11 protein-coding genes and 1 pseudogene are annotated in these 13,632 nt (G+C 64.7%); 10 read left to right on the forward strand and 2 right to left on the reverse strand.

The window, feature by feature from the left end; all coding sequences use genetic code 11:
* Window positions 1-227: pseudogene (locus HOP59_RS22280) on the forward strand (tripartite tricarboxylate transporter permease); the annotation flags it as partial.
* Between the two features lie 143 nt (window positions 228-370).
* Complete coding sequence (locus tag HOP59_RS22285) at window positions 371-1,342, forward strand: Bug family tripartite tricarboxylate transporter substrate binding protein (protein ID WP_010626395.1); 972 nt, start codon at window positions 371-373, stop codon at window positions 1,340-1,342.
* 33 nt (window positions 1,343-1,375) lie between these two features.
* Here HOP59_RS22285 and HOP59_RS22290 read toward each other — a convergent pair whose 3' ends face one another.
* Window positions 1,376-1,972: a glycosyltransferase family protein gene (locus tag HOP59_RS22290; RefSeq protein ID WP_234255602.1), complete on the reverse strand. Its 597-nt coding sequence runs from the start codon at window positions 1,970-1,972 to the stop codon at window positions 1,376-1,378.
* Between the two features lie 317 nt (window positions 1,973-2,289).
* Here HOP59_RS22290 and typA point away from each other — a divergent pair, with 317 nt between their 5' ends.
* From typA to HOP59_RS22330, 8 genes are all read left to right on the forward strand, one after another.
* Entirely contained in the window at window positions 2,290-4,137 is a 1,848-nt protein-coding gene (gene typA / locus HOP59_RS22295) for a translational GTPase TypA (protein ID WP_010626393.1), read from the forward strand.
* 201 nt (window positions 4,138-4,338) lie between these two features.
* Complete coding sequence (locus HOP59_RS22300) at window positions 4,339-5,865, forward strand: amidohydrolase family protein (protein WP_234255603.1); 1,527 nt, start codon at window positions 4,339-4,341, stop codon at window positions 5,863-5,865.
* Between the two features lie 39 nt (window positions 5,866-5,904).
* On the forward strand, window positions 5,905-6,231 hold the full coding sequence (locus HOP59_RS22305; protein WP_010626391.1) for a hypothetical protein: 327 nt from the start codon (window positions 5,905-5,907) through the stop codon (window positions 6,229-6,231).
* Window positions 6,232-6,463: 232 nt separating this feature from the next.
* Window positions 6,464-7,909, forward strand: coding sequence for a sodium-dependent transporter (locus HOP59_RS22310; RefSeq protein ID WP_234255604.1), 1,446 nt, complete (start codon window positions 6,464-6,466; stop codon window positions 7,907-7,909).
* Window positions 7,910-8,022: 113 nt separating this feature from the next.
* Complete coding sequence (locus tag HOP59_RS22315) at window positions 8,023-8,793, forward strand: ABC transporter ATP-binding protein (RefSeq protein ID WP_234255605.1); 771 nt, start codon at window positions 8,023-8,025, stop codon at window positions 8,791-8,793.
* 114 nt (window positions 8,794-8,907) lie between these two features.
* Complete coding sequence (locus tag HOP59_RS22320) at window positions 8,908-9,612, forward strand: ABC transporter ATP-binding protein (RefSeq protein WP_010626388.1); 705 nt, start codon at window positions 8,908-8,910, stop codon at window positions 9,610-9,612.
* Window positions 9,613-9,640: 28 nt separating this feature from the next.
* Window positions 9,641-10,648: a branched-chain amino acid ABC transporter permease gene (locus HOP59_RS22325; RefSeq protein WP_010626387.1), complete on the forward strand. Its 1,008-nt coding sequence runs from the start codon at window positions 9,641-9,643 to the stop codon at window positions 10,646-10,648.
* Window positions 10,648-11,961 (forward strand): branched-chain amino acid ABC transporter permease, encoded by a 1,314-nt coding sequence (locus HOP59_RS22330; protein WP_234255606.1) that lies wholly within the window; start codon window positions 10,648-10,650, stop codon window positions 11,959-11,961. Before HOP59_RS22325 ends, HOP59_RS22330 begins: the two co-directional genes overlap by 1 nt.
* A gap of 213 nt (window positions 11,962-12,174) precedes the next feature.
* Here the strand turns inward: HOP59_RS22330 and HOP59_RS22335 are convergent, their stop codons facing one another.
* The gene (locus HOP59_RS22335) at window positions 12,175-13,380 is read right to left on the reverse strand and encodes an ABC transporter substrate-binding protein (protein ID WP_234255607.1); all 1,206 of its coding nucleotides are present in this window, start codon (window positions 13,378-13,380) and stop codon (window positions 12,175-12,177) included.
* Window positions 13,381-13,632: the final 252 nt, after the last annotated feature.

A 13,632-nucleotide genomic window follows, 5' to 3' on the forward strand; every position in this document is an offset into this window, starting at 1 on the left:
AGTTCGACTACTCCTTCGTGACCTTTCTGGTGGCGTTCATCGTCACGCCGATGCTGGAGATGAACCTGCGCCAGGCGGTGATTCTCTCCGGCGGCGACATCGCCATCCTGCTCAACCGCCCCATCGCCCTGGCCTTCGTCGTCTTCACCGTACTGATGGCGCTGCACCTGGGCTGGAGCGGCTATCGCCAGTGGCGACAGAAGCGCCTCAAGGCGTCGAACGGCTGAGCCAGGAGTCAGGGTTTCGCACTACGCTCCCGGCCACCCCGGGGGCGGCGGCACTTCAGGCAACGGCAGGGAACATACTGCCCGCGCCTGACAACTCAGCGCTGCTCGTATCGAGGGCGCACGACAATAAAGAGGGTACAAGCATGAAAATGACAACGATCGGCACCGCGGTACTTGCCGCCTCCATGGCCTTCGGCGCAGCCGGCATGGCTCAGGCCGACGACTTCCCGACCAAGCCGCTGACCCTGGTGGTGGGCTTCGCCGCTGGCGGTTCCACCGACATCCAAGCCCGCGTGCTGGCCAACGTGCTGGAGGAGAACCTCGGCCAGCCGGTCAACGTGGTCAACCAGCCCGGCGCCGGCGGGGCCGTATCGCTGACGCGCCTGATGAACAATCAGGACGAGGGGCATACCTTCGTTTATGCCGGCACCAACGGCACCCTCACCTTCGCGCCCCATGCCCACGATACCGACTTCACCCTGGACGACTTCCGCTACGTCGCCAGCATCACCACCGTGCAGCATGCCATCGTCACCGGCGAGAACCGTCCCTTCGGCGACAGTTGGGAAGACCTGGTGGAGTATGCCCGTGAGAACCCGGGCACCAGCTATGCCACTCAACACGCTCTGGACCGACTGGTAATCGAGTACATCATGGAGCAGGAGGGGCTGGACCTGCGCATCGTGCCCACCTCCGGTGGCGGCGGCATGGCGCCGCTGATCCTCTCCGGCGACGTCGACTTCGGCTACAGCGGCGGCACCCACTCCGGCTATGCCGAGACCGGCGAGATGCCGGTGCTGCTGAGCATGGACGGCGAGCGCCTGTTCGCCTTCCCCGATGCCCCCACCGTGATGGAAGCCGGGTATGACATCGACACCTCCGACTTCCGCGTGGTGGTAGTGCCGAAGAATACCCCCGATGCTCACGTGGAGCGTCTGGCCGAAGCGCTGGAAGCCGCCACCCAGGACGAGCGCTTCATCGAGATAACCGAAGAGCGCATTCTTATGCCGGTGCACTTCCGCGGCGAAGAGGAAGCCACCGAACTGCTCTACGCCCAGTCGGAAAACTATCGTGAACTGCTCGAGCGCATGGGTGGCGTGCCCGAGGACGACTGAGCCTCGCTGCTCATGTCCGGCTAGGCTGTTAGCCTAGCCCCGACAGTGCCCACCTTGCGGTGGGCACTGTGCCTTGTGCCTGGCCGTATCATCGCTCGCCAGCCAGATGCGCGCGCCGCAGGCGCGCAGCCGGGCGAGCAGGTCGGCGGGGGCATCACTGTCCAACTGTGGATCGAAGCCGCCGATGAGCTCGAACCAGCCCCGCGCCACCCAGAAGGTATCCCCCGCAGTGGCCCGCTGCGTCCAGCTCCACCAGCGCAACAGCCGCCCTTGGCGATGCACCGGCAGCACCGCCACATCCCAGGTTCTTTCCGCTTCCACCTCCGGTAGCCAGTCGCTCAGCCACTCGACCAGCCGGCGATCGACCTGGCCGGGAAACAGCAGCAGCTCTCCATGGCTGGCATCGACGGCAGCGTTGAGTCGAGCGCCCTGTGTGGATGCGGTGCACGGCAGCAATGTCGCCCGATGCCGTCGAGCCAGGTCCGGCAGGCGCCGGTCGCCGGTATCGTCCACCACCAGCAGCTCATGGGCATTTTTCCAATTGCCGGTAACCCGATCGAAAGCCATCAGATTGCGTGGCAGCTGCGCTCCTGCTGTACGAGCATCGAGAATGGCACTGTAAGTCGGCATCGCCCGGGCTCCGCAGGGATACATGAGTTACCGTTTGTTTAGTTGAGTGTAGAAAGGTATCCAGTAAGACCGCTACTGAATTTTCCCAGCGTGTTTTCCAGAGCCTGCCCAGACGTCGCCGCTAGAGAACATGATCGGGACAAAGCAGAATGCATGGGACAGGGCGGTGCGGCGGGCTGACGACGGTCATATCGCCGGGTAGTGCTATTCCCCATCCCTTCTTATCTGTACAATGCGCCTCCACTCCCTACCCAGCGCCTAGGGGACCTCACTTTCAATGTGGTCATAGGTGCGCCCCCGTTGATGAGTCACACCTTATGAACACAGCTGTAACCCCCTCTCGCATCGAGAGTTTGCGCAATATTGCCATCATCGCCCACGTCGACCACGGCAAGACCACGCTGGTCGACAAGCTGCTGAGCCAGTCCGGCACGCTCGACCGCAAGGCCGAGGGGCAGGAGCGGATCATGGATTCCAACGACCAGGAGAAGGAACGCGGCATCACCATCCTGGCCAAGAACACCGCGATTCGCTGGCAGGACGGCAACGGCCGTGACTTCCACATCAACATCGTCGACACCCCCGGACACGCCGACTTCGGCGGCGAGGTGGAGCGCGTGATGTCGATGGTGGACTCGGTGCTGCTGCTGGTCGACGCCGTCGACGGCCCCATGCCGCAGACCCGCTTCGTGACCCAGAAGGCCTTCGCCCAGGGCCTCAAGCCGATCGTGGTGGTCAACAAGATCGACCGTCCCGGTGCGCGTCCCGACTGGGTCATCGACCAGATTTTCGATCTGTTCGACAACCTCGGCGCCACCGACGAACAGCTCGACTTCCCGATCGTCTACTGCTCGGCGCTCAACGGCATCGCCGGCATGGACCCGGACTCCCTGGCCGAAGATATGTCGCCCATGTTCCAGGCCATCGTCGACATCGTCGAACCGCCCGCGGTAGAGCTCGACGGCCCATTCCAGATGCAGATCTCTGCGCTGGACTACTCCAGCTACGTGGGTGTCATCGGCCTTGGCCGCATCAAGCGCGGCTCGGTCAAGCCCAACCAGCAGATCGTGGTGGTCGACACCGACGGCAACACCCGCAAGGGCAAGGTCGGCCAGGTGATGACCCACTTGGGTCTGGAGCGGGTGCAGACCGAGCTCGCCACCGCCGGCGACATCGTCTGCATCACCGGTATCGACGAGCTCTCCATCTCCGACACCCTGTGCGACCCGGCCGCCGTCGAGGCGCTGCCGCCGCTGTCGGTGGACGAGCCCACCGTCTCCATGACCTTCCAGGTCAACGACTCGCCCTTCGCCGGTCGCGACGGCAAGTACGTCACCAGCCGCAACATCAAGGATCGCCTCGAGCAGGAGCTGATCCACAACGTGGCGCTGCGCGTGGAGCAGGGTGAAAGCCCGGAGAAGTTCAAGGTTTCCGGCCGCGGCGAGCTGCACCTCTCGGTGCTGATCGAGACCATGCGTCGCGAGGGCTTCGAGCTGGCAGTGGGCCGCCCCGAGGTCATCCTCAAGGAGATCGACGGCGTCAAGCAGGAGCCGTACGAAGAGGTGATCATCGACTGCGAGGAGCAGCACCAGGGCTCGATCATGGAAGAGCTCGGCTACCGCAAGGGCGAGCTGACCAACATGAACCCCGACGGCAAGGGCCGTGTGCGCCTGGACTTCATCATCCCCGCACGCGGGCTGATCGGCTTCCGTGGCCAGTTCCTGACCCTGACCTCGGGCACCGGCATCCTCACCAGCCGCTTCGACCACTACGGCCCGCTCAAGCCCGACGCCGCCATCGAACGGCGCAACGGCGTGCTGGTCTCGATGGTCGACGGCAAGGCGCTGGCCTACGCGCTGTACGCCCTGCAGGAGCGCGGCAAGCTGATCATAGACCACGGCACCGAGGTCTATGAAGGCATGCTGGTGGGTATTCACAACCGCGCCAACGACCTGGTGGTGAACCCCACCAAGGGCAAGAAGCTCGACAACATGCGTGCCTCGGGCAACGACGAGAACATCGTGCTGACCCCGCCGGTGAAGTTCAGCCTGGAGCAGGCCATCGAGTTCCTCGACGACGACGAGCTGGTGGAGATCACCCCCAACCACATCCGCCTGCGCAAGAAGTTCCTCAAGGAGCACGAGCGCAAGCGCGCGAAGAAGTAAACCGCTCCTGCGGACACGAACCGGCGCCAGCTTCTGGCGCCGGTTTTTTTTCGCCCGCGCACTCTGTCCGCACACCCTGTCCGCACACCCTGCCGCACTCTTGCAGGCTGCCCGATTCTTGGCATTTCGCGCTCCCAGAACCTAGCTTGAAGCTGACCGCAACCGACTTGACTCGAACTGCCAGGGAGGCAAGAAAACACCATGTGCAAGCTGTGCAAAGCGCGCGCCGGCGCGACACGTCGCGAGTTCCTCAAGAGCACCCTGGCAGCGGGGGCCGGTGCCATGGCCGGTGGCGGCCTGCTCGCCTCCGCCAACGCCGCCACGCACGCCAGTGAAGATCAAGCTGACATGCCGCGACACAGCGGCGAGGCCGGGCGGCGCGTGCTGATCCGCGGCGGCCACGTGCTCTCCATGGATGAAAGCGTCGGAGACTTCGAAGGCGGCGACGTGCTGATAGAAGGCAGCCGCATCGTCGCCGTCGGTGCCCAACTCGAGGCCGACGACGCCGAGGTGATCGACGCCCGCGGACGCATCGTCATGCCGGGCTTCGTCGACACCCACCATCATCTGTTCGAGACGGCCCTGCGCAGCTTCCTGGCCGACGGCATCATGTTCGACGACGGCACGCCGGAAGGCTCGCCCAACTACATGGATCACATCCTCGGCAAGCTGACCCCGGTGTACCGCCCCGAGGATGTCTACATCAACGTGCTGTTCGGCTCGCTCAGCCAGCTCGACGCCGGGGTGACCACGGTGATGGACACCAGCCAGATCCACCACAGCCCCGAGCACTCCGATGCCGCCTTGGAAGGCTTGCACGACTCCGTCCGGCGCAGCGTGTTCGGCTACTTCGAGGGCCAGGGTGAGCACACCCGATACCCGCAGGACGCCAGGCGCATTCGCGAGCAGTACTTCGCCACCGGCGAGGGGCTCTCCGCCGACGGCCTGATGACCATGGTGATGGGCGGCGAGATCTACCTGCCCGACCACGAGACCGCCTGGGCGCTGGCCCGTGAGCTGGAACTGCCGCTGGCCTATCACGTGGTCGGCAGCCTCGGCATGGCCGAGACCTTCGACGAGCTGGCGGCAAGCGGCCAGCTCGCCGAGAACCACATCCTGATCCACATGACCGGCATGAGCGACATGGCCTGGCAGGCGGTGCGCGATGCCGGCGCCCACGTGTCGCTGGCGGTGCCCATCGAGATGACCATGCGCCACGGCACTCCGCCGCTGATGAAAACGTCGGAACTGGGCATTTTGCCCTCGCTTTCCAGCGACGTGGAGTGCACCATGACGGCCGATTTCTTCACCCAGATGCGCTCGACGCTGACGCTGCAGCGGATGTTCGTCAACGAGCTGGCGCTGCAGGGAGAAGAGGAGCGGCCGGCGCTGCTGACGTCACGAGAGGTGATCCGCTATGCGACCATGGGCGGCGCCAAGGGGCTGAAGCTGGAGCAGCGGGTGGGCTCGCTGACGCCGGGCAAGGAGGCGGACATTCTGCTGCTGGATGCCGAGGCGATCAACGTGGCACCGCTGAACAACGTGCCGGGGGCCGTGGTCACCTTAATGGAGCGCAGCAACGTCGAGACGGTGCTGGTCGGCGGTCGCATCCGCAAGTGGCGCGGCCAGTTGCAGGGGGCGGACCTTCCCCGCCTGCGCGACGAGCTCACCGCCTCGCGCGACTATCTGTTCGAGGCCGCCGGCGTCGACCGCCGGCTATTCGATTGAGGACAGCGACGAGCCGCGACGAGAAAGGAGAAGCGAACCATGCATCGCCACGTGAAATGGGACGACCCCGGCGCCGACAGCGTCATGCGCCACTTCGAGAAAAACCCGGCCGGTCACTCCGACCCGGGGCCGGGCGACATTCTCTCGGCCCGCTATCAGGGCCTGGTGGTAAGGGTGAAGGTCGAGGCCTACGTCGACGGCACCAGCATCGGCGAAGTGGTGGCGCTGGTCGAGCCGTACAGCGGCAAACGGCGCAAGCTCATCGGCAAGCTGGCCCTGGGCGACACGGTGAGGCTGGCGGACGAATGCCGCGCCTTCGAGCCGCGACCGGGTGATATCGACAAGCAGGACGAGGAGCCCCAGTGACGTTCATGATCACACGGCTGTCATGAACACACGGGCTTTCATGACCACATGGGCTCGCATGATCGCACGGCCCCGTCATCTGCCGCGTCCAACGTATCCTTAACGATTCACCACTGGTCACGAAACGGGTTCTGTCGCACAGTGTACGCGCTCACCGGCAGGCCCCACCCGAACGGCCCAAGGTAGCGATATCGCGGGCTCACAAGGCCACAAGACGGATTTCGGAAACACCATGAGTACGCACAACGTCTGGACACACAAGGGCACCTTTCTGCTGGCCGCCGTCGGCTCGGCGGTGGGGCTCGGCAATCTCTGGCGCTTTCCCTACCTGACAGGCGAGAACGGCGGCGGCGCCTTCATTCTGATCTACGCCCTGACCATTTTCGCCGTCGGCATTCCGATCCTGATCGCCGAAACCATGCTCGGGCGCGCCAGCCGCAGAAGCCCGATCATGGGCATGCGCTTTCTGATCCGCACCCACAAGACCTCCCGCGCCTGGGAGTCGATCGGCTGGCTGGGTGCCGCGGCCGCCTTTCTGATCCTGAGCTTCTATTCGGTGATCGCCGGCTGGGCCATTCACTACACTTGGCAGATGCTCACCGGCTCGCTGGTCGGCGCCGACGCCGCCACCATCGGCGCCGGCTTCGATGCGCTGCTGGCCTCGCCGGGCCTGCTCACGCTCTATCACACCCTGTTCATCATCGCCTCGGGGCTGATCGTCGGCCTGGGCATCCACAGGGGTATCGAAAGCGGCCTGCGCATCATGATGCCGGCGCTGTTCGTGATCCTGCTGGTGGTGCTGGGCTACGGCATCGCCAACGGCGACTTCGGCGCGGCGGCAAGCTTCCTGTTCACTTTCAATCTGGCCGACCTGAGCCTGGAAGGCTGGCTGCAGGCCATGGGCCAGTCGTTCTTCACCCTGAGTCTCGGCATGGGCGCGATCATGGCCTACGGCGCCTACATGTCCAGCGAGGCTTCACTCAGCCGCACCGCCTTCGCCGTGGCCTTCGTCGATACCGCGGTGGCCATGGTGGCGGGTCTGGCGATCTTCTCACTGGTGTTCGGCGCAGGCCTCGACGCTGGTGCCGGCCCGGGGCTGATGTTCGTCACCCTACCGCTGGCCTTCGCCGAGATGCCCTTCGGCGCGCTGATCGGCGGCGTGTTCTTCATCCTGGTGCTGGGGGCGGCCATCAGCTCCTCGATCTCATTGATCGAGCCGGTGGCCGCCTTCCTCGTCGAGCGCTTCGACCTCACCCGTCCCCAGGCGGTGTTCGCCATGGTGGTAGCCAGCTGGGCGCTGGGCCTGCTGACGGTGATGAGCTTCAACATGTGGGCCGAGACCAGCCCCTTCCACACTTTGTTCGGCCGCAGCGCCTTCGACTTCATCGAACTGCTGACCAATATCTTCATGCCGCTGGGCGGCCTGCTGATCGCGCTGTTCGCCGGTTGGGCGCTGACCCACTCCGAGGCGATGAAGGAAATGCGCACCAGCGAAACCTGGTTCCAGGTGTGGCGCTTCCTGGTACGCTTCGTGGCGCCCGCTGCGGTCGCCTTCGTCTTCCTGCGCACCATTCCGCAGGTGGAAGGCTATCTGATACCCGCCGTCGGTGCCCTGGTCATCGTCGGCGCCTTTGCCGCCGGCCGCACCTTCCTGGCCGAAAACAGTCAGCAACAGTAGCAGCACGAGAAAACCGTCGCCGCCAGGAGCGGCGACTCGATATACGCCACCCGGCCTCGCGCCATGCGCAGGGGCTGGGTGCATAACAAAGATATAAAAGTGCAGGAACCAACATGCCATCCATCATCGACGTGCGACACGTCTACAAGGCCTTCGGCGGCCTGAAGGTCATCAACGACTGCTCGATCCAGGTCGAGAAGGGCTCCATTACCGGCTTGATCGGCCCCAACGGGGCCGGCAAGTCGACGCTGTTCAACATCATTGCCGGCGCCCTGCCGCTGGACAGCGGCCAGATCCTGCTCGACGGCGAGGACATCACCAACCGCCCCGCCAACGAGCTGTTCCACAAAGGCCTGCTGCGCACCTTCCAGATCGCCCATGAGTTCTCCCACATGACCGCGCTGGAGAATCTCATGATGGTGCCGCCCAAGCAGGCCGGAGAGAGCCTGTTCGACGCCTGGCTCAAGCCGGGTCTGGTGCGCCAGCAGGAAGCCGAGGTTCGGCGCAAGGCCCTCGAGGTGATCGACTTCATCGGCCTGCACCACGTGCGCAACGAACTGGCCGGCAACCTCTCCGGCGGCCAGAAGAAGCTGCTCGAGCTGGGCCGCACCATGATGACCGACGCCCGCGTGGTGCTGCTCGACGAGATCGCCGCCGGGGTCAACCGCACCCTGCTGGGCGACCTGGTCGAGAACATCGAGCGACTCAACCGCGAGATGGGCTACACCTTCCTGGTCATCGAGCACGACATGGACATGATCGCGCGCCTGTGCGATCCGGTGATCGTGCTGGCCCAGGGCAGCGTGATGGTGGAAGGCACCATTGAAGAGATTCAGAACAATCCTCAGGTGATCGAGGCCTACTTTGGTTCTACCGCGGCCTGAGGGGCTCCACCGCGGCCTGAGGGGTTCTACCGCGGCCTGAGGGCGAGGCCACGCCTGCCCACGGTCTCGGAACAGCCACAAGAAGAACAGTAACGACAGCGCAGAGACTCCACGATGCCATTACTCGAAGCACGCGACGTGCACGGCGGCTACGGCGGCATGAACATCCTCAACGGGGTGGACATGTCGATCGAGGCCGACGAGGTCGGTGTGATCGTCGGCCCCAACGGCGCCGGCAAATCGACCATGCTCAAGGCCATCTTCGGCCTGCTCACCGTCAGCCAGGGCGAGATCCTGCTGCGCGGCGAACCGATCCACAACCTGCCGCCCAACAAGCTGGTGCAGCGGGGCATGGGCTTCGTGCCCCAGGAGAAGAACGTCTTCCCCAGTCTCACGGTGAAAGAGAACCTGGAGATGGGCGCTTTTCTCAAGCCGAACAACGTCAAACGGATGCTCAAGCAGGTCTACGACTTCTTTCCTCCGCTCTACGACAAGCGCCACCAGCCCGCCGGCGAGCTCTCCGGCGGCCAGCGCCAGATGGTCGCCATGGGCCGCGCACTGATGGCCGAGCCCGAGGTGCTGCTGCTCGACGAGCCCACCGCCGGCCTCTCACCGCTCTACATGAACGAGATCTTCGAGCGCGTGAAGGAGATCAACGCTGCCGGCGTCGGCATCCTCATGGTAGAGCAGAACGCCAAACAGGCCCTGGCCATCGCCGACAAGGGCTTCGTCCTGGCGGCCGGCAAGAACCGCTTCACCGACACCGGCGCCGCCCTGCTCGCCGACCCGGAAGTGGCCAAGAGCTTCCTGGGCGGTTGAGCCCGGAGCCCGTACTGGAGAGTAAGTCGTGAACGAACTGGTATTCTTCATCAACAACGTGATCATTGCCGGCAGCGTGACCGGTTCGATCTACGCCATCGGCGCCATCGGCGTGACGCTGATCTTCAGCATCATGCGCTTCGCCCACTTCGCCCATGCCGACATGATGACCTTCGGCGCCTTCATGGTACTGCTGCTGACCCTGGCCTTCCCCGGCGTGGGCGGCGTGGTGGGCCTGCCCACTCCCATCGTCATGCTGCCGCTGGCGATGATTCTCACCGCCGCGCTGGCCGTGGGTATCGACAAGGCGTTCTACAAGCCGCTGCGGGCCCATGGGGTCAAGCCCATCGTCATCGTCATCGGCTCGCTGGGCGTGACCCTGATGCTGCAGGGGCTGATTCGCCTGTTCGCCGGCACCAGCGCTCAGAACATGTACATGGCCGGCGAGCGCAAGGAGATCTACCGCCTCGACGTGCCGTTCGAGCTGGCCACCCGGCCGATCATCGTCACCGAGCCGCAGATCATCCTGTTCATCCTGACCATTGCCTGCGTGGTGGGGCTGCACGTGTTCCTCAACCGCACGCGGCTGGGCAAGGCCATGCGCGCCATGTCCGACAACCCGGACCTGGCGCGGGCCTCAGGCATCAACACCAACTACATCGTCTCGGTGACCTGGGTGATCGCCGGCAGCCTGGCGGCCATTGCCGGTACCCTGCTGTCGCTAGACGTGACCTTCAAGCCCGACCTGAGCTTCTTCCTGCTGCTGCCGATCTTCGCCGCGGCCATCGTCGGCGGCGTCGGCCACCCCTACGGCGCCATCGCCGGCGGTTTCGTGGTGGGCTTCGCCGAGACCCTGGCGGTGTTCAACTGGGCGGTGCTGCTGCGCCCCATCGCGCACCTGTTCCCCGAGTGGATCGAGATCCCGCGCAACCTCGCCTTCGTCGGCACCGAATACAAGATCGTGGTGCCCTTCTTCATCCTGGTGGCGATCCTGGTGTGGCGCCCCACCGGCATCTTCAAGGGTAAGGTGATCTGATGAACGCTCAACGTACCGAACGCCGGGAAGACACCGTTGTCGCGCCGTCGCGCTTCCCGCTGCGTGAAATCGTCCTGTTCGGCGCCCTGCTGGCGGTGATCCTTGGCATCTATATGGTGATGGGCACCGCCTACAGCACGCGCATGCTGGTGGAAGCCTCCTGCTACGCCATCCTGGCCCTGGGTCTGACCATCCAGTGGGGCTATGCCGGTCAGTTCAACGCCGGTGTGATGGGCTTCGTCGCCCTGGGCGGCTTCTCCGCCATGCTCTTCAGCGTGCCGGTCAACAACGCCTTCTGGGGCACCGAGCTGCCCGGCGAGCTGGGCCGGGTACTGCTCTACAGCGCGGCCGCAGCGGTGGTGGTGTACGGCGCCACCAAGCTCGACCGCATCGGGGTGCCGAAGAAGCTGCGCACCGTCATCGCCATCGTGCTGGCCGTGGTGCTCTATCTGGTGGTGATCAGCATGCTGCGCAGCGTGACCGGCGAGATCCAGTCCCGCGCCGGCTTCATCGGCGGCTTCGGCCTGCCCGCCTGGACCGGCTGGATCTTCGGCGGCGCCCTGGCCGGGGCCGTGGGCTACTTCATCGGCCATATCTGCCTGGGCCTGCGCAGCGACTACCTGGCCATCGCCACCCTCGGCATCGCCGAGATCATCAAGGCCTTCCTCAAGAACTCCGACTGGCTGACCCGCGGCACCGCCACGGTATCGCCGCTGCCCTGGCCCACCCCGGGGCCCAGCGAGCTGGGCTTCACCCTGGCCCGGGCGTTATACCTCTCGGTCACAGCAGCGATGATCGCGGTGATCTTCTTCCTGTTACACCGCGCCTATCACGCCCCCTGGGGCCGCATGATCCGGGCCATTCGCGACAACGAGATCTCCGCCTCGGCGATGGGCAAGGACATCAACAAGCGCCGCCTGGAGATCTTCGTGCTGGGCTGCATCCTGATGGGCATTGGTGGTGGGGCGCTGGCCTCGTTCAACAGCCTGTTCGACCCCAACGGCTACCTGCCGCTGAACCACACCTTCCTGGTGCTGGTGATGGTCATCCTGGGCGGCCCGGGCAACAACCTGGGCACCATCTTCGGCGCCGTGGCGGTGTACATCATCTGGCTGATGTCCGAGCCGCTGGCACTGTTCCTGATGCAGGGTGCGGTGAGCATCGGCGAGGGCTGGTTCGGCTGGCAGCCGCCGGGCAACCTCGACAGCCGCGCACTGCAGGCGCGGGTATTCGTGATCGGCCTGCTGATCACCCTGGTGCTGCGCTTCGCGCCGAATGGGTTGCTACCCGAAAAAGTAAAACACCACGGTTAGAGAGGGCTGATTTATTGCTGCGCTCGATATCCTGGCCGCCGGCGGTGCTCGCTCTCCTCATGTAGCGGGCTACACTCCGGGAGCTGCGCTCCGGCGGCGACCAGCCTCTCATCGCTCGCGACATAAATCCGCACCTCTCTAAAAACCACATTAAAAAGAAAGGCCTCGGCAAATGCCGAGGCCTTTCAGTTTGCGGTCAGACCGAAGCGATGCTTAGAGGTCGACCAGGCCCTTGCCGACGAAGGCGCCGTCCTCTACCACCATCTCGACCACTACGCCCGGTACGTCGCCGTTCTCGTCGAACTCATGGCTACCGGAAGCGCCTTCGTAGTTGATCTCTTCGCCTGCGGCGATCAGCTCGACGGCCTTTTCCCACTCGCCCGGCAGGATCACTTCGCCCGGAGCGGAGGAGACGCTGCGCAGGGCCTGGGAGAGGCCTTCACGCTCGGCGCTGCCGTTCTGCTCGATGGCCAGTGCCAGCAGGAAGGCGGCATCGTAGGCCTGGGCCGCGAACACCGCGGTGGGGTCGAGGCCGGCTGCCTGGGCAGCCTCGGCGAAGATCTCGGTGCCCGGCAGTTCGGGGCTGCCCGGACGGGTAGCGATCATGCCTTCGAGCACGTCGGCACCCACTGCCTCGACCAGCGAGGAGCCCACCATGCCATCGGCGCCGGCATACTGGGTGAACATGCCACCCTCATAGGCCTGACGCAGAATGGTCTGGCCCGAGCCGTCGGCGTAGGCCAGCACCACCAGGGTTTCGGCACCACTGGCGGAGAGCGAGCCCAGCTCGGAGCGGTAGTCGGCGCGGCCATCCTCATGGGCCACGTTCTCAGCCACCAGGCCGCCACCCGCCTCGAAGGCTTCGGTGAAGGCATCCGCCAGGCCACGACCGTAGTCGTTGTTGACGTAGGTGACCGCGACCTCATCGAAGCCCTTGTCGAGCATCAGCTTGGCCAGGATCTCACCCTGATAGGAGTCCGAAGGTACGGTACGGAACACCAGGTCGTTGTCGTCGAGCTCGGTAACCGCCGGTGCGGTGGAAGCCGGCGACACCATCACCACCCCACCGGGAATGGCGGCACTGTTGGCCGCTGCCACGGTGGCACCGGTACACAGCGCACCGACGATGGCCGTGACGTTCTCGGTGTTGACCATGCGGTCGGCCGCGTTGGAAGCCGCCGAGGCGTCGCTACAGGTGGTGTCGGCGCTGGGCATGACCAGCGTCTGTCCGCCAAGAATGCCGCCCTGCTCATTGATCTGCTGAACCGCCAGCCGCGCGCCGTCATAGATCGGCGGCGTCAGGCTCTCGATGGGGCCGGTAAAGCCGCCGATGAAGCCGATCTTCACTTCCGCCTGCGCCGCGCCAACGAATGCTACGCTGGTGGCTGCGATCGCCATCGCTAGAACGCTTTTCTTCATGGTTGTTCTTCTCACTCTGGTTTTAACGTCTGGTTTATTACGTCTGGTTACCAAGGACAGACACACACCCTAAATCTGGAAGCCTATGAGGCAAAACACAAGCCCCCCATACCAACGATCTAGCCCGGAACTACAACGCCAACTCCCTATCGGAGATGAACAATCCCGTTTCGGCACAAACGTCGGGCGCGACCTGCAAGAAACGCCGCCGCCGGCCTTCGCCTATACTGATTGACCCGTCATGCCATCCGA

This window comes from Billgrantia aerodenitrificans (genome assembly GCF_021404405.1).
In the GTDB taxonomy this organism is placed as follows: domain Bacteria; phylum Pseudomonadota; class Gammaproteobacteria; order Pseudomonadales; family Halomonadaceae; genus Halomonas; species Halomonas aerodenitrificans.